We start from the raw sequence: 22,818 nt of genomic DNA, 5'->3' as shown, positions 1-22,818 counted from the left end.
AGGTTCACCTCATTTATCAGTTATTGCAGCATATTTATCAAAACAAAATTGAGTATATCAAAAATGCAGGTCCCTGCATAGAAAAATCATGTCTAAAGCATGAACAAAGAGCCAATTTAATTGAGTTCTTTTTTAGCTAAATATGGTACGATTGAATTTGTAAGGCTGTTTAACTATATTCTAAGCAGGGGGAAAGATAATATGTGGAATACGAGAGTAACAGAACTATTAGGAATCAAATATCCAATTGTTCAAGGTGGACTTGCTTATCTTGCTTATTCTGAATTAGCAGCAGCTGTTTCTGAAGCCGGTGGTCTCGGTCAAATTACTGCAATGTCATTATCATCTCCAGAAGAACTTAGAGAAGAAATAAAAAAAGTTAGGGCGAAGACTAATAAGCCTTTTGGTGTCAACTATGCCATTGGTCAGCATGGTCGTCCATTTGAGCATATGCTAGACATAGCAATTGAAGAGAATGTGCCCGTTATCTCGATGACAGGTGGGAATCCGACTCCCATTTTTGAAAAGTTGAAGGGAACGTCTATAAAAACGCTCGTTCTTGTTGCGGCACGCAGACAGGCAGAGAAGGCAGAAGAGCTTGGTGCTGATGCTGTAATGGTTGTTGGACAAGAAGGAGGGGGGCATCTAGGAAGATCAGATACAGGGACTATCGTGCTTATTCCACAAGTTGTAGACGCCGTTTCGATTCCAGTGATTGCATCAGGTGGAATTGGTGATGGTAGAGGCTTAATGGCCGCACTTGCTCTTGGTGCTGAAGGAATTGAAATGGGAACGAGGTTTATTGCAACAGAAGAATGTGTTCATGCTCATCCTTCTTACAAGCAAAAAATTGTCTCATCAACTGAAGAAGATACGACTGTAATTAAGCGTTCGATTGGGGCACCTGCAAGGGTTCTTAAAAATGCTTGGACAGATAAAATTCTTGAAATAGAGGCATCAGAGCCTACATATGAAGCGTTAAAGACGTATATAAGTGGAGAAGCGAACCAATCCTATATCTATAAAGGAAAAGAAGAAGAAGGCTTTGGTTGGGCTGGTCAAGTAGTTGGCCGAATTAATGAGGTATTACCAGTTTCAGAGCTTATGACGCGTATCATTGATGAAGCAGAAGAAATTCGTAAACGTTGGTAACATGATAAAGAGATAATAGAAATAGGAGTGGTTCATTATGGATAAGAGTTTGCCAATATCACTTGATTGGTCAACGAGTGAGGTTATTGACGTCATTCAGTTTTTTGAAACAGTCGAAAAAGCTCATCATAATAAAGTCGGTCGTGAGGAATTACTGGCTCACTATCGTCGTTTTAAAGAGATTGTCCCAAGTAAGAGCGAGGAAAAACAGTTATTTAAACAATATGATGAAGAGCTCGGTCTATCTTGCTATCACATTATTAAAAAAGCAAGAGAGCAATCGTAATAGAAACAAGAGACCAGTGTCTATGCCGGTCTCTTGCTGTTACACATAAAAACTATTTGAGTAAATACTCAGTCGTGCGCATCGCTTGCTGATAAAAAGGGAGTAGCTGTTCGTACGTTTCTTTCGTGAATTTGATAAGTGCTTGTCCATTCTTAACAACGGGATCATCAGGCTTAATATGACGACCAATTAATAATTCAGCCTTCTTTACGTCACGGAAACGTTTAAGGTTAGCTTTAAGCTCATCTTCAGCTAAGCTTGATATTGCTACTGCATCTTTTTTCATATGATCTAGTGAAAGGACAAAATCTATTGGAAGATCGTGAAATAACGAATCTGCCTTTTCTAGAAAAGATTCGGCAATTGCTGACTTATTTGGAAGTTCATATATCAAAGCAAGCCAAATGAACAAGTGATCGTCAAATAAACCAAGCTGGAAATGCGGATGCTTTTTATATCCTCTCTTATTGTCGCAAATTGCGAGCCAAGTGTCATTTGGTGGGTTTACTTTTCGGCGTGCATGTTTGGCAATATGAAGATGCATTTCATTACCGATTGCCATCGAAAGGTCACTTGCCAATACTTCTCCAATTTCCTTGAATTTTGGTTGAATCAGTGTTTGAATTCCCTCCATTCGCTCATCCAATCCTTCTATATGGAATACATCAAAGTCATTTTTTGTAAATCCAGTCAAGTTCATCTTTCGTACCTCACTTTTACCTTTTTTTCTATCGTATCATAATTCCATTCTTGACATCGACTGTTATGCAAAAGAACGTCATTTATACTAGAAGTATTTGTTCGCAATAAAGTTTTTTGATTGCATTTTTTCAATTTTTCACATATGCTATATTAAATAACTGAATATTAAATTAATGATGATTGTCAGTTTAAAAGCTCATACGAGATTATGGTAGAGGAGTGTAGCTGTATGGAAAAAGTCATGAAAGCATTTAGACGTAAAGATGGAGAAATGAGAATTCCTGTGTTGCGACTCGAAATAGACTATGAACTTGTAACCTTACATGATGCTATGCTTAAAGAAGATTTACCAATGATGAAAGAAACAAAACAGAGACTAGAACAATTACGCAAAGAACTTATTCTGTTAGAAGTATAAAGGGTGTGAATAGGGAGAAAAGGGGTACAGTATAGATGCTGTACCTTTTTTCGATTATATTTGGATTTTTCTAAATAGGGAATCTATGTCATAATAAAGGTAGCAAGAATAGCTCCATTTTATTTCTAAGGAGGGTAAGAAAATGGCAAATGACTGGCTAGAACTTGAAAGAGTAGCACGAGAATGGACGTACGAAGCAGCAATGATCATTAAACGTTCGCTTGCAAGTCCTATTCATATCGAAGCAAAATCTAATCCGAATGATTTAGTAACTGAAGTGGATCGAGCTGTTGAAGCCTTCTTTTTTGAAAAAATTCAAGAAACATACCCTGAGCATTATTTTCTTGGAGAAGAAGGAGTTGCTGAGGAGATTCAATCGTTAAATGGTACTGTTTGGATCATTGATCCAATCGATGGGACAATGAATTTTGTTCATCAAAAATACAATTTTGCTATCTCTGTCGCTGTTTATCATGACGGAGTTGGAATGATTGGTTTAGTGTATGATGTTATAAGTGATGAGTTATTTCACGCCGTACGCGGTCACGGAGCATACATAAATGAGGTAGAGTTGGTTCCTGTTAAAGAACGGCCACTTCATGAATCGATTATCGGTTTAAATGCAAGGTGGCTAGTAGAAGAGAGAAATCAATATCGAAATCCGTTAAAAGCGCTTGTTCGTGATGTTCGCAGTGTTAGGTCATATGGATCAGCTGCCATTGAAATTGCCTATGTAGCTGCAGATCGACTTGATGGTTATGTAAGTGTCAACTTATCTCCTTGGGATTATGCTGCTGCCATAGTCTTATTAGAAGAGGTGGGGTGTAAGGCTTCTACATTTAGGGGTGAGCCACTAGACTTGCTCAGTCAAAGTCCTGTCATTGTAGGAAAGCCTCACCTTCATAAAGAAATGATTTCATCTTATGTAGGAGAGGAGCTGTAACGTATGAAACGTATAGGGTTTATTGGACTTGGAACAATGGGTCTACCGATGACAAAACATCTCATTGATTCGGGTTATGAAACGTTTGTGGTAAGCCGCAGCAGAGGGCCAGTTGAAGAAGCGATCGCTTATGGAGCTAAGGAGGCAGATTCACCAAAGGAGTTATTAGAACAAGTTGATATTGTTTTGACTTGTCTTCCTTTACCAGAGACGATTATTTCTGTCTATGAAGGGGAAAATGGATTGATTGCTGGCGCAAGTAAAGGTAAAATTGTCATTGATCATTCAACTGTTGATCGAAAGACAAATGAACGTGTTGCCAATCAGTTAGCCGAAAAAGGTACTGCCTTTTTAGATGCTCCAGTTAGTGGTGGTCCAATGGGAGCAAAAGCAGGAACGCTCACAATTATGTGTGGTGGAGACGAACATGTTTTTACGCAAGCGGAGCCTGTCATGAAAGCATTTGGAGATTATATTGTTCGTATAGGCCCAATTGGCAGTGGTACGGTTGTAAAATTACTGAACAATATGCTAGTTGGTGTGCATCAGGCAGCCCTTGCTGAGTGTTATGTTATGTCTGAGAAAGCGGGCGTAGATCCAGCTAAGGCTTATGATATTATTAAGAAGAGTTCGGGTTTTTCAAAAGCGATGGATTGGTCTGTCGATGCCATTCTGGACAGAACATTTGAGCCGCGCTTTTCGCTTAACCTGTTACATAAGGATGTTCGTCTCGCGCTAGAACTTGCAGAAGAAATCGATATGCCACTTGATTTGGTCAAGTTAGGAGAGCAAAAAGTCGCAGAAGCAAAAAAGAAGTACGGGGATCAAGATGTGAGTGCGATTGTGCGACCTTTAGAAGAAAAAGCTGGTGTTACACTTAAAAGATATAATTAGAAAAAAAAGCTCGATGCAGAGGCATCGAGCTTATTATATTTCACTAGATTCTCTCAATTTCTTACGTAGGGTAAAGCCGAGTCCTGTAGCAATAAAAACCCCAGCAATAGCTAATAATGCAATAATAATACTTCTTTCAGCAATAGCCACACCAATGCTCATAATGCAAATAACAGTAATGACCGCAAGTGCTAGGAACAACACATTCTCTTTTTTCATACGTTTACCCTCCATTGAAAAACAATCACTTTCATTAGTTTAACGTGAAAAGCTGGAAAGAAAAACCCCAACTTTGTGACAAATAGGTTAAACATCTAAATGAAACTTGAAAATGCTCCAAATAAAGATTGGTTATTCTAAAAATAGGGTGTTGAAAAGATCAATAATCGACTTTTCGACGAATGTTCTTTCATTAAAATGAATTTATGATATACTTGTACAGTTAATGAACAAATAAGGAGAGAATAACATGAAAACTCGTAACGATATACGAAATATCGCAATCATTGCCCACGTTGACCACGGAAAAACAACCCTTGTTGATCAACTTTTAAAACAATCAGGTACATTCCGTGATAATGAACAAGTTGATGAACGTGCGATGGACTCAAATGCCCTTGAAAAAGAACGTGGTATTACAATCCTCGCTAAAAATACAGCAATAAATTACGGAGATAAACGTATTAATATTATGGATACGCCAGGACATGCAGACTTTGGTGGAGAAGTAGAGCGAATCATGAAAATGGTTGATGGTGTTCTACTTGTCGTAGATGCTTATGAAGGCTGTATGCCACAAACGCGTTTCGTACTAAAGAAAGCTCTTGAACAAAACCTTACACCAATTGTCGTTGTCAATAAAATTGACCGTGATTTCGCGCGACCTGCTGAAGTGGTTGATGAAGTCATCGACCTATTCATCGACTTAGGTGCAAATGAAGATCAATTAGAATTCCCGGTTGTTTATGCTTCTGCTATTAACGGTACATCAAGCATGAATGCTGAACAGCAAGATGAAAACATGTCTTCGTTGTTTGATACAATTATTGATGCGATTCCAGCACCAATTGATAACAGTGACGAACCTCTTCAATTCCAAGTAACGATGCTTGACTATAACGATTATGTTGGAAGAATTGGAATTGGTCGTGTATTTAGAGGAACAATCACAGTTGGTCAACAAGTTGCGTTAATGAAGCTTGATGGCTCTGTAAAGCAGTACCGTGTAACAAAAATGTTCGGTTTCCTAGGATTAAAGCGTCAAGAAATTCAGGAGGCAAAAGCTGGAGACCTTATTGCAATTTCTGGTATGGAAGAGATTAATGTTGGAGAGACTGTATGTCCAGTTGATCATCAAGACGCTCTTCCAATCTTACGTATCGATGAGCCTACCCTTCAAATGACATTCCTAGTGAACAACAGTCCGTTTGCTGGTCGTGAAGGGAAATTTGTTACAAGCAGAAAACTTGAAGAACGGTTAAAATCTGAACTAGAAACAGATGTGAGTCTTCGTGTGGAAAATACAGAATCACCAGATGTGTGGGTTGTTTCAGGACGTGGAGAACTTCATTTATCAATTTTGATTGAAAACATGCGTCGTGAAGGATTTGAGCTTCAAGTATCAAAGCCAGAAGTAATCATTCGTGATATTGACGGTGTGAAATCAGAACCAATGGAACGTGTACAAATCGATGTTCCTGAAGAATATACGGGTTCTATCATGGAATCGATTGGGGAACGTAAAGGTGAAATGATAAATATGACGAATAATGGTAGTGGTCAAGTTCGTCTTGAATTTTTAGTGCCGGCGCGTGGTTTAATTGGTTACACAACTGAGTTCCTTTCACAAACACGCGGTTATGGGATTATCAATCACTCGTTTGATAGTTATGCACCATTGATGCCTGGACAAGTCGGTGGTCGTCGTCAAGGTGTTCTCGTATCGATGGAAACTGGAAAGGCTAGTCAGTACGGGATCATGCAAGTTGAAGACCGTGGAACAATCTTTATTGAACCAGCTACTGAAATTTACGAAGGGCAGATCGTTGGTGAACATACACGAGATAACGATCTTGCTGTTAACATTACGAAGATGAAGCAGCAAACGAATGTGCGATCTGCTAACAAAGATAATACTGTTACGATGAAGAAGCCTCGTATTATGAGCTTAGAAGAAGCGCTTGAGTATTTAAACGAGGATGAGTATTGCGAGCTTACTCCAGAGTCAATCCGACTACGTAAGAAGATTCTAAATAAATCTGAACGTGAGCGTGAGGAAAAACGTAGAAAGATTGCATTGAAACAGTAATAGTTTGATCTCAGATAATGGGTAGTAAAGCTTGACTTCAAGGCATAGGGGAAGCATGGAAGTTTAAGTCGATATCATTGCTTAATAAAAGCCTAATTGGTTTAACTCACACTCAGTGGACAAAAAACCACTGAGTGAAGTTTAACTTTATGTAAGAAAGGTTAGGTGGAGAGAGTGGAGAATCAACAGTTAACCGAACAAGAATTAGAAGAGCTAACATGGCTTATGCGAGCAACGCTAGAGAATCCTTGGTATGGATTGTTAGCTTATATTGCTATTGTCATTTTGGCACTAATTGTGTTTAATTTAGGTTTTGCTAGAGAATTACCTGTTTTGAAAAAAGTAATTGTTTATATTACATTAATAATCGGTTGTTTCGTTCTTTGGATGATGGAATTTGCTTTTGGTGCGCCGATTATCGTTATATTGATTGTTTCTGGAGTTGTTCTAGGTATATACCGTTTTCGATTGCACCTTCATCGCAAACAAAAAGAACAAGCTTAATGGAAAGAGAGCGAGTGTTTTACCACTCGCTCTCTTTATTTTGCACATATGTTGATTGAAAAGAACCTTTAGCTTTTCTGAACTCTGTTCGTTCTGTTATCCGTTGATGACAGGGATCACACATATACGTATGAATCGGACGATTGCGTAATCGCTTTGCTAGCGGTAATTGATCATCAAGATTGTCGATTTTATCACAAAGAACACATTTAACTCGCATCGTACAATCACTCCATTCTATCCCCATTGTAAGCAAAAAACAGAAAAAAATCTATCTGTATTCGTCAATCCCTTTCATCATAACTGGATAAAGGAGTACATTTTGCCTTCCTATGAAAGGAAAAAAGAAACAAGTTTTAAAACTGGGAAAAAGTAGGTATAGTATAGAGAGTAACAAATGTGATTTTTGAAATGGAGGGTATGAAATGGCAAACCAAGTTGAACAAGGCTTAACAGAAGATCTGTTCCCACTTCTCCAGAAGGAACGCTATGTGACAATTGCAACAGTGGATTATGAAAAGAAAACACCAAATGTGAATGCGATTTCATGGGTGTTTGCACTAAATATGAAGACGATTCGCTTTGCTATTGATAATAGATCTCGTATCATTGAAAATATCAAAGCAAATAATGGTGTTGTCCTAACGATGATCGCAAATGGTTCGACCTATTCTATCGCAGGAGATACTAAAATTATTGCAGAGAAAATGGAAGGTGTTCCATTGAAGTTAGCTCTTATTGAAATGGCTGTTAATGAAGTTCGTGATGTGATGTTTTATGGTGCTAAATTAATAAATGAGCCGATTTATGATAAAACATATGATGCAGAAGCAGCTGCAAAATTAGATCGTCAAGTAATGGATGCAATGAAGAAAGTCTAGTCATGTCTTTGACTGGGCTTTTTCTGATTTATTTCAGAGATTTCAGTTGATTCACTCGTCTATCTCTGATTGCTTGAACATACATTCAATATAAGAAGTCGAATGTAATGTAACTACTATGTACCTACTTAATCTGTCTGCATAATGTAATAGTAAGAATTAGAAATGATTCTTTAGTCAGGAGGCGGAATGTTGAAAAAAATTTACGTTTTGGACACGAACGTACTTTTACAGGATCCTTACTCTATTTTCTCATTTCAGGATAATGAAGTGGTCATACCAGCAATCGTATTAGAAGAGGTCGACTCAAAAAAGCGTTATATGGATGAAATCGGTCGAAATGCTCGTCAATTTTCAAAACTTATAGATAATCTAAGAGGAAAGGGGAAGTTGCATGAAGGTGTCCTAACAGAACAAGGAGGGAGGGTGAGGGTCGAACTAAATCATAGATCCTTTCAACGGTTAAAGGACTGTTTTGCTGATATGACCAATGATAATCGAATCATTGCAGTTGCCCTAAATTTGATGCTAGAAGAGCAAGAGCAAAGTGATGCAAGACAAGTTATTCTCGTAAGTAAAGATGCACTTGTACGTGTCAAAGCTGATGCATTAGGCTTACAAGCAGAAGACTTTTTAAATGATCGAGTGGTCGAATTTGACCATGTCTATCCAGGCTATGTAGAGGTGTATATAGATGCTGATGTAATGAAGGCCTTTTATACAAATGAGGAAATAGCGATATCTGAATTAACGAAACATCCATTTTATCCTCATCAATTCATTATTATGAAAGATGCATTAGGCGGGTCGAGCTCGGCACTTGGAAAAGTTGAACCTGATGGAAAGAAGGTGAAACCTTTTGTGTGTGACCCTGATCAAGTATGGGGGATTCGCTCCCGAAATGTTCAGCAACGTATGGCACTTGAATTATTACTTAGAGACGATATCAATCTTGTTACTATGGTTGGAAAAGCAGGTACGGGCAAGACGTTATTATCACTTGCTGCTGGGTTAATGCAAACAGAGGATTTAGGTAAATTTAAAAAACTTGTCGTTGCAAGGCCGGTTGTCCCACTTGGTAAGGATATCGGTTATTTACCTGGAGAGAAAGAAGAAAAGCTTAGACCATGGATGCAACCAATTCATGATAATCTTGAGTTTCTTTTCAATACGAAAAAGCCTGGTGAATTAGATCGAATCTTAGCTGGGATGGGTTCGATTCAAGTAGAAGCATTGACGTATATTCGTGGTCGAAGTATTCCAGATCAATTTATCATTATTGATGAAGCGCAAAATTTAACAAAACACGAGGTTAAAACGATTTTAACCCGTGTCGGTGAACGCAGTAAAATTGTATTGATGGGAGATCCTCAACAAATTGATCATCCGTACTTGGATGAATATAATAATGGATTAACATACGTCGTCGAAAAATTTAAGGATCAGACGGTAAGTGGTCACGTTAAATTAGTAAAAGGAGAGCGATCAGGTCTTGCCCAACTTGCCGCTGATTTGTTATAAGGGCTTTCCGAAAAAAGGTTGATCTTAATTTTTTAAAGCAATAACAATAGCCGCTATGAGTGCTTTGTCATAGCGGCTTAGTCGTGTCTTGAGGTCTTGTTTCACTTTGTGATGCTATTGCTTACTGGATCTATAGAACTTTCTTTGAACACTGTAAATCGAACAACATTTTTAATGGGTGTTTGACGATTTGCCCCATCACCAAAATATAAGTGGACTGGTCCATCTTCTTTAAGTGGTTGACCTTTATGTGAAAAGCCAACGATACATTGAAGTGCGTCTTCAAAGGTAATGGTATGATGAGCTCCGTCTGCCTGCACAACTTCAACTTGAGTGACTCCTTCTTTAGGCTCCGAATTCTGTAAAAAAGGTTTTAATAGCATCCCAAACGAACCATTGATTAATTTTTGTTTATCGTACCTTATTTCATTTCCATTTGAATTTGGACGTGGTGGAGCTGAACCTTCAATAATCTCTTTATCCCATTGAGCAGAAATCGCTTTCGTATAAGCCGTTTCTTCGTCGTCAATTGATTTTATTTCATCAAAATATGTATCGAGATCTACCTTGCGCTCATCAAAAATCCAAACAGTTGGATCAATGGTCAATGGATGGTGTACATCTCCATCAATAAAAAAAACAAATTCTTGCATGTCGACTCCTCCTTCATGATTTTCTTTAAAGTATAAAGTGTTTCAATCTTTTTGTCACTTTTGGTAAAACTATGGCTATTATCTAAAAAAATTAGCGTGGAGTGATCCTAATGGTCTGTCGTTATGGAGAAGATTTAAAAGACATGGTCAAGCAGGTTAAGTTATATACGAAAAATGGAAAGGTCGCTGATTACATCCCAGCACTTGCTAAAGCAAATACGAATGATGTTGCTGTGGCCATTTATGATGGGAATGATATATGTTTTAGTGAGGGTAATTATGACAAGAAGTTTACTTTACAAAGTATTTCAAAAGTATTGACATTAGCATTAGCTTTAATAGACTGTGGAGAAAACATTGTTTTTAATAAAGTTGGGATGGAGCCAACAGGGGATCCGTTTAACTCGATTGCAAAATTAGAATCTCTTAACCCTTCAAAACCTTTAAACCCGATGATTAATGCAGGTGCGCTTGCTGTGAGCTCGCTTATCAAAGGTAAAACAACTGGTGAGAAATTAGATAGACTCGTGAATTTTATCAAAAAGTTAAGCGGAAACGAAGAGATTTCTTATAATCAAGAAGTGGCTCAATCTGAATTTGAAACAGCAGATTTAAATCGTGCGCTCGCTTATTTTATGAAACAGCACGGCGTTATAACAGGTGATATTGAAGAATTATTAGACTTTTATACAAAGCAATGTGCGATAGAAGTTAGTTGTAATGATTTAGCAAGGATAGGCTTTGCTTTAGCGCATGAAGGGTGTCATCCAATGACAAAGGAACAAATCATCCCACGTGAGATTGCACGTTTAGTCAAAACGTTTATGGTTACGTGTGGGATGTATAATGCTTCTGGTGAATTTGCGATCCGAGTTGGTATTCCAGCAAAAAGTGGAGTTTCTGGGGGGATTGTTGGAGCTGTTCCTCATAAAATTGGCATAGGTATTTATAGTCCTGCCTTAGATGAAAAGGGAAATAGTTTAGCTGGTATGAAGTTGTTAGAGCTTCTTTCAGACCGTTATCAATTAAGTATTTTTTAATGTAGTTGAAAAAAGATAGAAAAATTGATCGATGTGAAAATCATTGCAATTTTCTAGGGAAAAAGATACTATAAAAGACAAGGATATTTCACATGAAGGAGGGGTCAACATGTCAGCAGAAATGGTGACTGGACGTAATGATAAAGCATTTGCCCTTCTGAAATCAGATGCGGAAAAAATTCGTCAGTTAATTGAAGTTCAATTAGAGAATTTAACGATGCCTCAGTGTCCTCTTTATGAAGAGGTGCTTGATACACAAATGTTCGGATTGTCAAGAGAAATAGATTTTGCTACTCGTCTTGGCTTAATTGATGAAGATGCAGGAAGACAAATTCTTGGCGAATTAGAACGAAAGCTTGCTGACCTACACGAAGCATCTATGCGTAAATAAAAATCAAGCTATCAACTAGCTTGGTTTTTATTTTGATTTTTTATGAGAGTTTGTATATGTGTAAGCGCTTTATTGGTATTTAATAAGTTCAGATACTCTAAAAATAGTTTGCAAATTTATAGTAGTTTTATCTATACTATACTAAAGCTCAAGTTCAGATGTCTCAATGGACTGAACAGGATTGCTTGAGATCACAAGAAAACAAACGTACAATGGGAAAAGACAAAATGTTTTTAGTAAAAGAGGAGGTCTTTCATGAACGGTTTAACAAACATCAAGAAAGTGCTAGTAGCAAATCGTGGTGAAATTGCTATTCGTATTTTCCGTGCATGTACTGAGTTACATATTCGAACGGTAGCCATTTATTCAAAAGAGGATACAGGTGCTTACCACCGTTATAAGGCCGACGAAGCTTACTTAGTTGGAGAAGGAAAGAAACCAATTGATGCTTACTTAGATATTGAAGGCATTATTGAAATAGCCAAGCTCCATGATATCGATGCCATTCACCCGGGATATGGTTTTTTATCAGAGAACATCCATTTTGCGAGACGCTGTCATGAAGAAGGTATTATTTTCATCGGACCAGAGCTTGAGCACCTTATGATGTTTGGTGATAAGGTTAAAGCACGTGAGCAAGCTATACAAGCAAATCTTCCAGTCATTCCAGGTAGTGACGGGCCTGTAGATAGCTTGGATGACGTACAGGCATTTGCTAACGAGCATGGCTATCCATTTATAATTAAGGCTGCTCTTGGTGGTGGCGGACGTGGGATGAGAATCGTTCGGACTGCTGAAGATTTAAAAGAATCATACGAGCGTGCTAAGTCTGAAGCAAAATCTGCTTTTGGAAATGATGAAGTGTACGTGGAGAAATTCATTGAAAATCCGAAGCATATTGAGGTTCAAATAGTAGCAGATAAGCATGGAAATATTGTTCACCTTTATGAGCGCGACTGCTCTGTTCAACGTCGTCATCAAAAAGTAGTGGAAATAGCGCCTAGTGTTTCGCTAACGGATGAAGTCCGCGAAAAGATTAATAATGCAGCTGTACAGCTCTCGAGAAATGTGAATTATGTGAATGCTGGAACGGTTGAATTTCTGGTGACAGAAAGTGGAGAGTTTTATTTCATTGAAGTCAATCCGCGTGTCCAAGTGGAGCATACGATTACTGAAATGGTGACGGGCATTGACATTGTCCAGTCGCAAATTTTAATTGCGGATGGGGAACCATTACATGGACCAAAACTAGGCATTCCAAAGCAGGATAAAATTGTGTGTAATGGATTTGCGATTCAATCGCGTGTGACAACCGAGGATCCTAGCAACGGATTCTTACCAGATACAGGTCGAATTAATGCGTACCGTTCTGGTGGTGGATTTGGGGTTCGTCTTGATGCGGGGAATGCCTACGCAGGTGCCGTCATCACTCCTTATTATGACTCCTTACTTGTAAAGGTGTCGACGTGGGCTTTAACATTTGAAAGTGCTGCGGCTAAAATGCTTCGTAACTTACGAGAGTTTCGTATCCGTGGCATTAAAACAAACATTGCCTTTTTAGAAAATGTCGTTCAGCACCGTCAATTTTTAAATGGGGAGTACAATACGTCATTTATTGATACGACTCCTGAGTTGTTCGTGTTTCCAAAGAGAAAAGACCGCGGAACGAAGATGCTTTCCTTTATCGGTGAAACGATTGTGAACGGCTATCCTGGTCTTGATCAAGCAAAGAAGCCAATCTTTGATAAAGCACCAATTCCAAAATTAAAATATACAGATCCAATTCCAAACGGAACAAAGCAGATCCTTGATGAAAAAGGCCCAGAAGGATTAGCACAATGGGTAAAGGATCAAAAAGAAGTTTTACTGACGGACACAACCTTCCGTGATGCGCATCAATCTTTGCTTGCGACACGTATTCGTACGCATGATTTAAAGCAAATTGCCGAACCAACAGCACGGATGCTTCCGAATTTATTCTCAATGGAGATGTGGGGCGGGGCGACTTTTGATGTGGCGATGCGTTTTCTTCATGAAGATCCGTGGGAGCGCTTATTAACACTCAGAAAACAAGCACCTAACGTGTTATTCCAGATGTTATTACGTGCATCAAATGCCGTTGGATATACGAATTACCCTGATAATGTCATCGAGGAATTTGTTGAAAAATCAGCTGCTGCTGGGATTGATGTATTCCGTATTTTTGACAGCTTAAACTGGGTCGAAGGGATGACGCTTGCCATTGACTCTGTAAGAAAGAGTGGAAAAATTGCCGAAGCCGCTATCTGTTACACAGGAGATATTTTAGATTCTTCTCGTTCAAAATATGATTTAACGTACTACAAGAACTTAGCGAAAGAATTAGAACAAGCAGGTGCTCATATTCTTGGGATCAAAGACATGGCTGGTTTACTGAAGCCAGAAGCGGCCTACCAACTTGTGACTGAGCTGAAGAGTTCCATTGATATCCCGATTCATTTACACACACATGATACAAGCGGGAATGGTATTTTCACGTATGCACGTGCGATTGAAGCGGGTATTGACATTGTCGATGTAGCAGTTAGTTCGATGGCTGGTACTACGTCACAACCGAGTGCCAACAGCTTGTACTATGCCTTAAGTGGTTCAGGGCGTCAGCCGAATGTTCCTATTGAATCGCTTGAGAAATTAGGCGAATTCTGGGACTTCACTCGTAAATATTACGCTGGGTTTGAAAGTGGCATGAATGCACCGCATACAGAAGTATATGAGCATGAGATGCCAGGTGGACAATATAGTAACCTACAACAACAAGCAAAAGCTGTTGGTTTAGGAGCTCGTTGGAACGAAGTCAAGAAAATGTATCGAACAGTGAATGATATGTTTGGGGATATTGTAAAGGTAACACCATCCTCTAAAGTTGTTGGCGATATGGCTCTTTACATGGTTCAAAATAATTTAACAGAAGAAGATGTGTATGAAAAAGGTGAAACACTAGATTTCCCTGATTCTGTTGTTGAGCTATTCCAAGGCCAGCTAGGAAAACCATATCAAGGATTCCCGCAAAAGCTACAAGACATTATTCTTAAAGGTCGTAAACCGCTTGAAGGAAGACCTGGAGAAACAATGGAACCAGTTAATTTCCAAGAAATCAAGGAAGAGCTGTTTAAGAAATTAGATCGACAAGTGACGAGTCATGATATGCTTTCATATGCTCTTTATCCAAAGGTATATATGGAATTTGAACAATTCCGTCAACAATTTGGAGATGTTTCCGTCCTTGATACACCAACATTCTTCTACGGACTGCGTTTAGGAGAAGAAATCGAAGTTGAAATTGAAAAAGGAAAAACACTTATTGTGAAGCTTATTTCTCTTTCAAAAGCAAAAGAAGACGGGACTCGTATCGTTTACTTTGAATTGAATGGACAGCCACGTGAGGTTGTTATTAAAGATTTAAATGTAAAAACGTCTACAATTGAACGTCCGAAAGTAGATAAAAACAATCCAAATCAAATTGGTGCTTCAATGCCAGGAACCGTTGTAAAATCGCTTGTCACAAAAGGTGATAAAGTGAAAAAAGGTGATCATTTAATGATTACAGAAGCAATGAAGATGGAAACGACCGTTCAAGCTCAGTTTGATGGTGTTGTAAAAGAAGTGTATGTTAGTGACGGAGAACCAATTTTAACTGGAGATTTGTTAATCGAAGTTACACATGACTAAAAATTCTTTTGTCTTGTGAGAAATGGTAGATCCATGCGTTCAGTAGAAAAGGGAAAAGACTGAGGATAATCCTCAGTCTTTTTATTATTTCATTGATTGTAATTTTGGGGGTAATGTGTATATGATATTTATAAGTTTTGTTTAATTAGGAGGAGAATATGAGCCAATATGTGGTTGTTTGGTTTAGAAGGGATTTCAGATTACAGGATCATACAGCACTTTATTATGCAATAAATGAAGTTAAAAAAAGCGGGAAAGAATGGCTTGCTCTCTTTCATTTAGATCCTCCTGAGCACTTAAAAGGATCGCCACATGAAGATTATTTTTTTCAGACCGTTTCACAATTTAAGCAGCGGTTAAAAGAAAAAGGAATTCATTTACACATTTTAACTGGAGAAATGGAAGAGGCATTGAATAAATTGAAGAAGGAACTTCCATCAACGAGTGATCTTTATGTGAATCTTGATCGTGTCGGTGAGGGAGCAAAGCGGGACGAAAGAGCAAAAGATATATGTGAATCGTTAGGAATATCCTTTCATGGGTTCGATGATGCTTATTTGACAGCGCCTGATCAAGTCGTAAAAGGGGATAAATCCTATTACAAAGTGTTTACCCCTTATTTGCGGACATGGTCCAAAATCCAGAAGAAAAAACCTGTCCGTCTTTCTGAAAGTGAAATTGTGGCTGCTGCAGCAAATGTTCCTGTTATTGATGAAAAGAGTGAAAGAGTTTTTCAGAGTGTTCTGAAGAGATGTTCTACTTCATGGCCATTGCTAGGTGAAAAACATGCTTTAGAGAAGCTTGAAGAATTTTTAGTGGGTAAAATAAATGATTATGAGCAGAATCGTGATTATCCTGAATTACTTGGGACAAGTCAATTATCCCCATGTTTAAAAGTGGGCACCATTTCACCTCGTACGATTTTATTTCGTGTTTTTGAGAAAAAAGATACGAAAGGGCGTGAAGCGTTTATAAAAGAACTAGCATGGCGCGATTTCTACCATATGATTCAGTATTATAATCCAGATTGCAAAGAGCTAGAAGTAAGGAATGAATACCAGGGGTTTAACTGGAATCAAGATAAAAATTTATTAAAATCCTGGAGTGAAGGAAAAACAGGCTTTCCTATAGTTGATGCAGGGATGAGGCAGTTGAAAAAAGAAGGCTGGATGCACAATCGGCTTCGTATGATTACGGCTTCTTTTTTAACGAAGGATTATCTGATCGATTGGCGCTTAGGTGAACGATATTTTGAGGAAATGCTTATTGATTATGATTCATCTTCAAATATAGGTGGTTGGCAATGGGCTGCGTCAGTAGGAACAGATGCGGTTCCGTATTTTAGAGTGTTTAACCCTACAACACAATCTAAACGATTTGATAAAAAAGGTGAGTATATTCGAAAATATATTCCTGAGCTTAGACATGTGGAAGATGCATTTATTCATGAGCCGTGGAAAATGGATGAAAAAAAACAAAAAGAAGCAGGTTGTTTAATAGGAAGAGATTATCCAGCGCCGTCTGTTAATCATCACATTCAACGTAAAAAAGCAATTTCTATGTTCGAGGAGTATAAAAACGTTCAAAATGGTCATGAATGAACAAAATGACAGCATAAGAAAATGCTGTCATTTTTATTATGTTATTTATTTGATTTACGCAACAAAATCATAGCCATGTAACAAAGCGCTGAAAAAAGGACTGAGATTATAAGTGCATGTAATAACCCAATACTTAAGATTTGATTTTGTGTGAAAACAAGTGATACACCACTAATAAGTTGTGCTGTAACGAGAATAAATGAAAGGACACTTGTCCAGACAAGGACACGCTGTTGCTTAAAGCGAAGAATTGTCCAAATCATTAAAATAAATAAGAGCAATAAAAGAGTTGTGCCAGCGATACGATGAAAGAAATGAACACCGACTGTCCCTTCAAATCCTGGGAACAATTGACCATTACAAAGAGGGAATCCAGAACAGGCAAGTGTAGCATCTGTGTGTTTAACGTAAGCCCCCGTGTAAATAACAGCATAACAATAGGCTAAAACGAAAAAGAAATAATTCTTGAAAGATTTCGTAACGCTTGCTGTAACTTGTTTCTTTCGCCCGTCTTCAAAGGACAAGATCGTTAACAAGACAACAGCCGCGAGTGACATTGCTGAAATTCCAAAATGTAAGGCTAGTATTGCTTTCGATTGTCCGAATACAACTGCTCCTGCTCCTAATAGTCCTTGAAAAATAATCAAGATCACTGCCATGATCGCCATAAACCTTGCTTCTTTCACGTGCTTTAGTTGTTTCCAAGACCATATAGCAAGTACGATGATCATCGCACCGACTAATCCAGATACGATTCGGTGGCTGTACTCAATAATTGTTTCAAGGGCAGGACTAGTTGGAATCACTTCGCCAAAGCATAATGGCCATGTTGCCCCACAGCCTTCACCAGAGCCAGTCTTAGTAACTAATGCGCCCTGTAAGAGAACAATAAGGACACCGATCGAGGTCAGAATGCCGTAGATTTTTAATCTTTTATGCATTCAATTCACCTTTCCTTCTATAAAATTGTCGAAATATGTGCTAGAGTAAGCAAAGGTAATATTCATTGCTTTCATGTTTGATATTAAAAATAAACGGAATAAAAGTCAATTTTACTAGAGTGAATTTTTTATGGACATATGTAAATGTGAAGATAATGTGAAACTCGCGAATTTAATGAAACAAAGTAGATTTTGAGATATAATGTGTTTGTGTGAAATATTAGGTGATCCAATATTCTCCTAATATATTTTTGTAGAAGTGTGTAATGTTAGTTGACTCTACAAAGGGGGTGAAGAATTGATGAATAAGACCAATACAGTCTTTGAAGCAACAGAAGTAATCAAAACTGGTCCAGATTCATCAGTTGCGAGTGAGCAGCAAAGGTCTTGGAAGGACTATCTTGTGCTTGCGAAGCAAGGGATTGTAACATCTAACTTGATTACAACATTTGCTGGTATTTATTTAGCAGCAGTCTATACAAGTACTGGTATAGGAGCACATCTGGATTCAATGATATTTGCTCTTTTAGGAGCAGCGCTTGTTATGGCAGGCGGTTGTACGTTGAACAATTATATTGATCGTGATATTGACCCTATCATGGAGCGGACGAAAGACCGGCCAACAGTTACAGGTCGTTTTACGGCTAATCATGTTTTAATAGTAGGTCTGTTACAAGCTGCTTTAGGTTTAGGTTTCTTAGCACTGACAACGCCTACAGCCGCAGTTATCGGTCTCATCGGCCTGTTTATTTATGTCGTCCTTTATACGATGTGGACAAAGCGTACAACAACATTGAATACGGTTGTTGGTAGTTTTTCAGGAGCGGTTCCTCCGCTTATTGGGTGGGCTGCTATTGATGGAAGTTTACACTCATACGCGTGGTTATTGTTTTTCATTATGTTCTTTTGGCAACCACCACATTTTCTCGCACTTGCGATGAAGCGTGTTGAAGAATATCGTGCTGCTGGAATACCGATGTTACCAGTTGTTGCTGGCTTTAAAATGACGAAGCGTCAAATGGTTGTATATGTTGCGGCACTTTTGCCAGTTTCTTTAATGCTATACCCATTTGGAGTTGTTTATACAATCGTAGCAGCGATACTCGGTTTAGGATGGTTAGCGCTTGGTATTGCTGGTTTTATGATGAAAGATGATATAAAATGGGCAAGATTAATGTTTGTTTATTCGTTAAACTATTTAACGATTCTATTTGTTCTTATGGTCATTGTTCATATTTAAGTGAATAATGATTGTAGATATATTTATTTGTAGTAAATTACTACGTTACGAAAGTGAGGTTGGATTGTCAGATGAAACTTTGGAAAACTGCATGGCGTTTTCTACCTCTTTCATTACTAGTGCTCGTTTTAACGGGTTGTTTGGGAGAGACGAACTTAACTGCCCTTGATCCAAAGGGACCACAGTCACAATGGATTTTTGACAACATGCTTTTATCAGTGTATGTCATGGCATTCGTGACAATTGTCGTATTTGCAATCTTTTTCATTATTCTTGCAAAGTATCGTCGTAAGCCTGGAGACGACGAAATTCCTGAGCAAGTACACGGGAATACGGCACTCGAAATTACTTGGACAGTTATTCCAATTATTTTGTTAGCGATTTTAACTGTTCCGACTATTACGGGAACATTTATGTTGGCGGATAAGGAACCAGACCCAAATGTTGGGGAGGATACTGTTCGAATTAAAGTGACTGGACACCAGTTCTGGTGGCAATTTGATTATGAAGAAGAAGGCTTCACTGCTGGTCAGGAAGTTTACATTCCAGTCGGTGAAAAGGTTCTTTTTGAATTGCATGCACAAGATGTTATTCACTCTTTCTGGGTACCAGCACTAGGTGGTAAGGTAGATACGATTCCAGGGATTACAAATAATCTTTGGTTGCAAGCTGATGAACCAGGTGTCTTTAAAGGAAAGTGTGCGGAACTTTGTGGACCTGCACATGCTTTAATGGATTTTAAAGTCATTGCACTTGAGCGTGACGAGTATAATGCTTGGGTTGAAGGGATGCAAGCTGAAGTTGCTGAACCTACAGAAACGCTTGCTCAACAAGGACGTGCTGTATTTGAAGCAAATAGCTGTATTGGATGTCACGCAGTTGGTGGCGTCGGAACTGCAGCAGGACCTGCTTTGACAAACTTTGCAGATCGTGAAGTGATTGCAGGCTATCTTGAAAACACAGATGAAAACCTTGCAGCTTGGATTCATAATCCAGAGTCATTAAAACAAGGTAATAACATGCCTGCATTCCCAGATATTAGCGATGAAGATATGGAAGCGCTTATCGCTTACTTACGCTCATTAAGCGTAAAGGAAGATTAATTGAACCAATTTGACGTAAGAAGGAGGTAAATCCATTGGCTGGACATAAACAGGAAAAAAGCGTCATTATGGATTGGTTAACAACGGTTGACCATAAAAAGCTTGGAGTCATGTATTTGATTGCAGGGGCGCTTTTCTTTGTAAAAGCTGGTGTGATGGCATTATTTATGCGTATCCAGCTTATGTATCCACAAATGAATTTCTTAAGTGGTCAAACATTTAATGAATTTATTACGATGCATGGTACGATAATGCTTTTCTTAGCCGCTACACCTTTATTATTTGCATTTATGAACTATGTCATTCCACTACAAATTGGAGCCCGTGATGTTGCGTTTCCATTTGTGAACGCACTAGGTTTTTGGATCTTCTTTTCTGGTGGAGTATTACTTAGTATGAGCTGGTTCTTCGGTGGGGGACCAGATGCTGGATGGACAGCGTATGTACCACTATCAAGCCGTGATTATGCGGGAATTGGACTTGACTTTTATGTATTAGGTTTACAAGTATCAGGTATCGGTACACTTATTTCAGCGATTAACTTTCTTGTAACGATCGTTAATATGCGTGCTCCTGGTATGACAATGATGCGCCTACCATTATTTGTGTGGACATCGTTTATTGCATCAACATTAATTCTTTTTGCATTTACACCACTTGCAGCAGGTCTGGCATTTTTAATGTTAGATCGTGTATTTGATGGACAGTTCTTTATTCCGAATATGGGTGGTAATGCTGTTTTATGGCAACATATTTTCTGGATCTTTGGTCACCCAGAAGTTTACATTCTTGTATTACCTGCTTTCGGGATTATTTCAGAGGTTATTCCAGCCTTTTCAAGAAAGCGTCTATTTGGTTACACAGCAATGGTATTTGCAACAATGATTATTGCTTTCTTAGGTTTCATGGTATGGGCTCACCATATGTTTACTGTAGGAATAGGACCAGTTGCCAACTCCATTTTTGCAATTGCAACCATGACAATTGCGGTTCCAACTGGTATTAAAATCTTTAACTGGCTCTTTACAATGTGGGGCGGAAAGATCACGTTTAATACAGCAATGTTATTTGCATCGTCTTTCGTACCAACATTTGTACTTGGTGGGGTAACAGGTGTTATGCTTGCGATGGCTCCAGTTGATCATCTATATCATGATACTTACTTTGTTGTAGCCCATTTCCACTACATTGTTGTTGGTGGTATTGTCCTTGCTCTTTTCGCGGGTCTCTTCTATTGGTATCCGAAAATGTTCGGACATATGTTAAATGAAACACTTGGGAAGCTGTTTTTCTGGATTTTCTATATTGGCTTCCATTTAACATTCTTTATTCAACATTTATTAGGTCTTATGGGGATGCCTCGTCGTGTGTATACATATCTTGGCGATCAAGGACTTGATACGTTTAACTTCATTAGTACAATCGGAACATTTTTCATGTCTGCCGGTGTCATCTTACTCGTTATTAACATTATTTACTCAGCGTTCAAGGGTGAGCGTGTAACAGTGGCAGATCCTTGGGATGCTCGTACGCTTGAGTGGTCAACACCAACTCCTGTACCTGAGTATAACTTTGCACAAACACCGCAGGTTCGTTCACTTGATCCATGGTTCTATGAAAAGGTTCATGGAGATGGGACAATGAAGCCAGCAGAACCTATTCAAGAAATTCATATGCCGAATGGTTCGATTCTTCCACTAATAATTTCTATCGGTCTTTTCTTTGCTGGATTTGGAATTATTATGATGAATATGGATAACCCTAGAATAAGTCCATGGATTGTGTTTATCGGTGGTATGGTTATTACATTTGGAGCGATGTTTGTCCGTTCTATTAAAGAAGATCATGGCTATCATGTTCCAGTAGAGCAAATTAAAGCTGAGCTTAAGAAAGGAGGTAACTAAGAAATGGCGGGTGCAGTTGATGCTTCAAAAGGACTTCCTTCTCATCCAGAGAGGGCAACATTAGAAGGTAAAAACAAGTTTCTCGGTTTCTGGTTCTTCCTTGGTGGCGAGACGATTTTATTTGCGACATTTTTCGGGACGTATTTAGGGCTACGTAACGGGGTAGCAGATGGACCAACTTCACAAGAACTTTTCCATCTAGATCTTGTGTTTATTATGACAATGCTTCTACTTACAAGTAGTTTGACTAGTGTTCTTGCTATGTTTGCGATGAAGAAAAACAAGTTCAAAACGTTTTTAGCATGGATGTGGATTACTGTTCTTCTTGGTCTAGGTTTCATTGGCTTTGAAATCTATGAGTTCTATGTTTATGTGAATGATTATGGACTTGGATTTTCTACAAGTGCATTTGCTTCATCTTTCTATTCGTTAGTAGGTTTGCACGGTGCTCACGTGGCGTTCGGATTAAGCTGGATTATCGTCTTGCTTATCCGCTATAGCAGAAGTGGTATCACTTTAACGAATGCTCCTAAATTTTACCTTGCTGGTCTTTACTGGCATTTCATCGACGTTGTGTGGGTATTTATCTTCACAGTTGTCTATCTTATGGGAGTAGGAGGTTGATCAT

General features: G+C 38.5%; 22 protein-coding genes. 17 read left to right on the top strand and 5 right to left on the bottom strand.

All coding sequences use genetic code 11. The features are described from left to right. Positions 1–201 precede the first annotated feature (201 nt). Both IQ10_RS11675 and IQ10_RS11670 read left to right on the top strand, forming a co-directional pair. Positions 202–1,152, top strand: a complete 951-nt coding sequence (locus tag IQ10_RS11675; protein ID WP_144450696.1) for an NAD(P)H-dependent flavin oxidoreductase — start codon at positions 202–204, stop codon at positions 1,150–1,152. Positions 1,153–1,189: 37 nt separating this feature from the next. Beyond that, the gene (locus IQ10_RS11670) at positions 1,190–1,438 is read left to right on the top strand and encodes a UPF0223 family protein (protein WP_144450695.1); all 249 of its coding nucleotides are present in this window, start codon (positions 1,190–1,192) and stop codon (positions 1,436–1,438) included. Positions 1,439–1,490: 52 nt separating this feature from the next. Here the strand turns inward: IQ10_RS11670 and IQ10_RS11665 are convergent, their stop codons facing one another. Then, a complete protein-coding gene (locus tag IQ10_RS11665) occupies positions 1,491–2,138 on the bottom strand; it encodes a YktB family protein (RefSeq protein WP_144450694.1) in 648 nt (215 codons plus the stop codon). A 231-nt stretch (positions 2,139–2,369) separates the two neighbouring features. On the opposite strand from IQ10_RS11665, the gene IQ10_RS11660 reads away from it, so the two are divergent. The 3 genes from IQ10_RS11660 (at position 2,370) to IQ10_RS11650 (ending at position 4,395) form a co-directional block, all read left to right on the top strand. Beyond that, positions 2,370–2,558: a YkzI domain-containing protein gene (locus IQ10_RS11660; protein WP_144450693.1), complete on the top strand. Its 189-nt coding sequence runs from the start codon at positions 2,370–2,372 to the stop codon at positions 2,556–2,558. A 142-nt stretch (positions 2,559–2,700) separates the two neighbouring features. Beyond that, positions 2,701–3,501: an inositol monophosphatase family protein gene (locus IQ10_RS11655; protein WP_144450692.1), complete on the top strand. Its 801-nt coding sequence runs from the start codon at positions 2,701–2,703 to the stop codon at positions 3,499–3,501. A gap of 3 nt (positions 3,502–3,504) precedes the next feature. Continuing rightward, positions 3,505–4,395, top strand: a complete 891-nt coding sequence (locus tag IQ10_RS11650) for an NAD(P)-dependent oxidoreductase (protein ID WP_144450691.1) — start codon at positions 3,505–3,507, stop codon at positions 4,393–4,395. Positions 4,396–4,428: 33 nt separating this feature from the next. Here IQ10_RS11650 and IQ10_RS11645 read toward each other — a convergent pair whose 3' ends face one another. Further along, on the bottom strand, positions 4,429–4,614 hold the full coding sequence (locus IQ10_RS11645; RefSeq protein ID WP_144450690.1) for a DUF5325 family protein: 186 nt from the start codon (positions 4,612–4,614) through the stop codon (positions 4,429–4,431). Positions 4,615–4,864: 250 nt separating this feature from the next. Here IQ10_RS11645 and typA point away from each other — a divergent pair, with 250 nt between their 5' ends. Both typA and IQ10_RS11635 read left to right on the top strand, forming a co-directional pair. Beyond that, positions 4,865–6,703: a translational GTPase TypA gene (gene typA, locus IQ10_RS11640; protein WP_144450689.1), complete on the top strand. Its 1,839-nt coding sequence runs from the start codon at positions 4,865–4,867 to the stop codon at positions 6,701–6,703. A gap of 174 nt (positions 6,704–6,877) precedes the next feature. Next, positions 6,878–7,207 (top strand): YlaH-like family protein, encoded by a 330-nt coding sequence (locus IQ10_RS11635; RefSeq protein WP_437177684.1) that lies wholly within the window; start codon positions 6,878–6,880, stop codon positions 7,205–7,207. Between the two features lie 19 nt (positions 7,208–7,226). On the opposite strand, the gene IQ10_RS11630 is transcribed toward IQ10_RS11635, so the two are convergent. Further along, positions 7,227–7,427, bottom strand: coding sequence for a YlaI family protein (locus tag IQ10_RS11630; RefSeq protein WP_144450688.1), 201 nt, complete (start codon positions 7,425–7,427; stop codon positions 7,227–7,229). Between the two features lie 205 nt (positions 7,428–7,632). On the opposite strand from IQ10_RS11630, the gene IQ10_RS11625 reads away from it, so the two are divergent. Together IQ10_RS11625 and IQ10_RS11620 are read left to right on the top strand one after the other, a co-directional pair. After that, complete coding sequence (locus tag IQ10_RS11625) at positions 7,633–8,088, top strand: pyridoxamine 5'-phosphate oxidase family protein (protein ID WP_144450687.1); 456 nt, start codon at positions 7,633–7,635, stop codon at positions 8,086–8,088. Positions 8,089–8,277: 189 nt separating this feature from the next. After that, on the top strand, positions 8,278–9,609 hold the full coding sequence (locus IQ10_RS11620; protein ID WP_144450686.1) for a PhoH family protein: 1,332 nt from the start codon (positions 8,278–8,280) through the stop codon (positions 9,607–9,609). 101 nt (positions 9,610–9,710) lie between these two features. Here the strand turns inward: IQ10_RS11620 and IQ10_RS18045 are convergent, their stop codons facing one another. Then, positions 9,711–10,262 carry a molybdopterin-binding protein gene (locus IQ10_RS18045; RefSeq protein ID WP_158640038.1) on the bottom strand — a complete coding sequence of 184 codons (552 nt, stop codon included), beginning with the start codon at positions 10,260–10,262 and terminating at the stop codon, positions 9,711–9,713. Positions 10,263–10,372: 110 nt separating this feature from the next. On the opposite strand from IQ10_RS18045, the gene glsA reads away from it, so the two are divergent. From glsA to IQ10_RS11595, 4 genes are all read left to right on the top strand, one after another. After that, the gene (gene glsA / locus IQ10_RS11610) at positions 10,373–11,302 is read left to right on the top strand and encodes a glutaminase A (RefSeq protein ID WP_144450685.1); all 930 of its coding nucleotides are present in this window, start codon (positions 10,373–10,375) and stop codon (positions 11,300–11,302) included. A gap of 109 nt (positions 11,303–11,411) precedes the next feature. Continuing rightward, positions 11,412–11,693 carry an Fpa/YlaN family protein gene (locus IQ10_RS11605; RefSeq protein ID WP_144450684.1) on the top strand — a complete coding sequence of 94 codons (282 nt, stop codon included), beginning with the start codon at positions 11,412–11,414 and terminating at the stop codon, positions 11,691–11,693. Between the two features lie 255 nt (positions 11,694–11,948). Next, positions 11,949–15,401: a pyruvate carboxylase gene (gene pyc / locus IQ10_RS11600; protein ID WP_144450683.1), complete on the top strand. Its 3,453-nt coding sequence runs from the start codon at positions 11,949–11,951 to the stop codon at positions 15,399–15,401. A gap of 158 nt (positions 15,402–15,559) precedes the next feature. After that, on the top strand, positions 15,560–17,002 hold the full coding sequence (locus tag IQ10_RS11595; RefSeq protein ID WP_144450682.1) for a cryptochrome/photolyase family protein: 1,443 nt from the start codon (positions 15,560–15,562) through the stop codon (positions 17,000–17,002). Between the two features lie 41 nt (positions 17,003–17,043). On the opposite strand, the gene IQ10_RS11590 is transcribed toward IQ10_RS11595, so the two are convergent. Next, on the bottom strand, positions 17,044–17,943 hold the full coding sequence (locus IQ10_RS11590; RefSeq protein ID WP_144450681.1) for a COX15/CtaA family protein: 900 nt from the start codon (positions 17,941–17,943) through the stop codon (positions 17,044–17,046). A 301-nt stretch (positions 17,944–18,244) separates the two neighbouring features. On the opposite strand from IQ10_RS11590, the gene cyoE reads away from it, so the two are divergent. The 4 genes from cyoE to IQ10_RS11570 all read left to right on the top strand — a co-directional run bounded on the left by cyoE (position 18,245) and on the right by IQ10_RS11570 (position 22,814). Further along, positions 18,245–19,183 carry a heme o synthase gene (gene cyoE / locus IQ10_RS11585; protein WP_144450680.1) on the top strand — a complete coding sequence of 313 codons (939 nt, stop codon included), beginning with the start codon at positions 18,245–18,247 and terminating at the stop codon, positions 19,181–19,183. Positions 19,184–19,254: 71 nt separating this feature from the next. Continuing rightward, positions 19,255–20,286, top strand: coding sequence for a cytochrome c oxidase subunit II (coxB, locus tag IQ10_RS11580; RefSeq protein ID WP_144450679.1), 1,032 nt, complete (start codon positions 19,255–19,257; stop codon positions 20,284–20,286). 35 nt (positions 20,287–20,321) lie between these two features. After that, a complete protein-coding gene (ctaD, locus tag IQ10_RS11575; protein ID WP_144450678.1) occupies positions 20,322–22,190 on the top strand; it encodes a cytochrome c oxidase subunit I in 1,869 nt (622 codons plus the stop codon). Positions 22,191–22,193: 3 nt separating this feature from the next. Beyond that, the gene (locus IQ10_RS11570; protein WP_144450677.1) at positions 22,194–22,814 is read left to right on the top strand and encodes a cytochrome (ubi)quinol oxidase subunit III; all 621 of its coding nucleotides are present in this window, start codon (positions 22,194–22,196) and stop codon (positions 22,812–22,814) included. The last annotated feature ends 4 nt before the right edge of the window (positions 22,815–22,818 follow it).

It is taken from the genome of Halalkalibacter nanhaiisediminis, assembly GCF_007830185.1.
Classification (GTDB): domain Bacteria; phylum Bacillota; class Bacilli; order Bacillales; family Bacillaceae_D; genus Halalkalibacter; species Halalkalibacter nanhaiisediminis.
Note: the sequence above shows the minus strand (reverse complement) of the source record. Positions and strands in the feature narration are given on the sequence as shown.

What these genes read in the sequence shown, in the direction of transcription:
- IQ10_RS11660 (WP_144450693.1), top strand. Translation starts at nt 2,370, where the DNA reads ATGGAAAAAGTCATGAAAGCATTTAGACGTAAAGATGGAGAAATGAGA.
- IQ10_RS11645 (WP_144450690.1), bottom strand. Translation starts at nt 4,614, where the DNA reads ATGAAAAAAGAGAATGTGTTGTTCCTAGCACTTGCGGTCATTACTGTT.
- pyc (WP_144450683.1), top strand. Translation starts at nt 11,949, where the DNA reads ATGAACGGTTTAACAAACATCAAGAAAGTGCTAGTAGCAAATCGTGGT.
- typA (WP_144450689.1), top strand. Translation starts at nt 4,865, where the DNA reads ATGAAAACTCGTAACGATATACGAAATATCGCAATCATTGCCCACGTT.
- IQ10_RS11625 (WP_144450687.1), top strand. Translation starts at nt 7,633, where the DNA reads ATGGCAAACCAAGTTGAACAAGGCTTAACAGAAGATCTGTTCCCACTT.
- IQ10_RS11650 (WP_144450691.1), top strand. Translation starts at nt 3,505, where the DNA reads ATGAAACGTATAGGGTTTATTGGACTTGGAACAATGGGTCTACCGATG.
- IQ10_RS11670 (WP_144450695.1), top strand. Translation starts at nt 1,190, where the DNA reads ATGGATAAGAGTTTGCCAATATCACTTGATTGGTCAACGAGTGAGGTT.
- IQ10_RS11655 (WP_144450692.1), top strand. Translation starts at nt 2,701, where the DNA reads ATGGCAAATGACTGGCTAGAACTTGAAAGAGTAGCACGAGAATGGACG.
- coxB (WP_144450679.1), top strand. Translation starts at nt 19,255, where the DNA reads ATGAAACTTTGGAAAACTGCATGGCGTTTTCTACCTCTTTCATTACTA.
- glsA (WP_144450685.1), top strand. Translation starts at nt 10,373, where the DNA reads ATGGTCTGTCGTTATGGAGAAGATTTAAAAGACATGGTCAAGCAGGTT.
- IQ10_RS18045 (WP_158640038.1), bottom strand. Translation starts at nt 10,262, where the DNA reads ATGCAAGAATTTGTTTTTTTTATTGATGGAGATGTACACCATCCATTG.
- IQ10_RS11675 (WP_144450696.1), top strand. Translation starts at nt 202, where the DNA reads ATGTGGAATACGAGAGTAACAGAACTATTAGGAATCAAATATCCAATT.
- IQ10_RS11620 (WP_144450686.1), top strand. Translation starts at nt 8,278, where the DNA reads ATGTTGAAAAAAATTTACGTTTTGGACACGAACGTACTTTTACAGGAT.
- IQ10_RS11595 (WP_144450682.1), top strand. Translation starts at nt 15,560, where the DNA reads ATGAGCCAATATGTGGTTGTTTGGTTTAGAAGGGATTTCAGATTACAG.
- IQ10_RS11590 (WP_144450681.1), bottom strand. Translation starts at nt 17,943, where the DNA reads ATGCATAAAAGATTAAAAATCTACGGCATTCTGACCTCGATCGGTGTC.
- cyoE (WP_144450680.1), top strand. Translation starts at nt 18,245, where the DNA reads ATGAATAAGACCAATACAGTCTTTGAAGCAACAGAAGTAATCAAAACT.
- IQ10_RS11570 (WP_144450677.1), top strand. Translation starts at nt 22,194, where the DNA reads ATGGCGGGTGCAGTTGATGCTTCAAAAGGACTTCCTTCTCATCCAGAG.
- IQ10_RS11665 (WP_144450694.1), bottom strand. Translation starts at nt 2,138, where the DNA reads ATGAACTTGACTGGATTTACAAAAAATGACTTTGATGTATTCCATATA.
- IQ10_RS11630 (WP_144450688.1), bottom strand. Translation starts at nt 7,427, where the DNA reads ATGCGAGTTAAATGTGTTCTTTGTGATAAAATCGACAATCTTGATGAT.
- IQ10_RS11605 (WP_144450684.1), top strand. Translation starts at nt 11,412, where the DNA reads ATGTCAGCAGAAATGGTGACTGGACGTAATGATAAAGCATTTGCCCTT.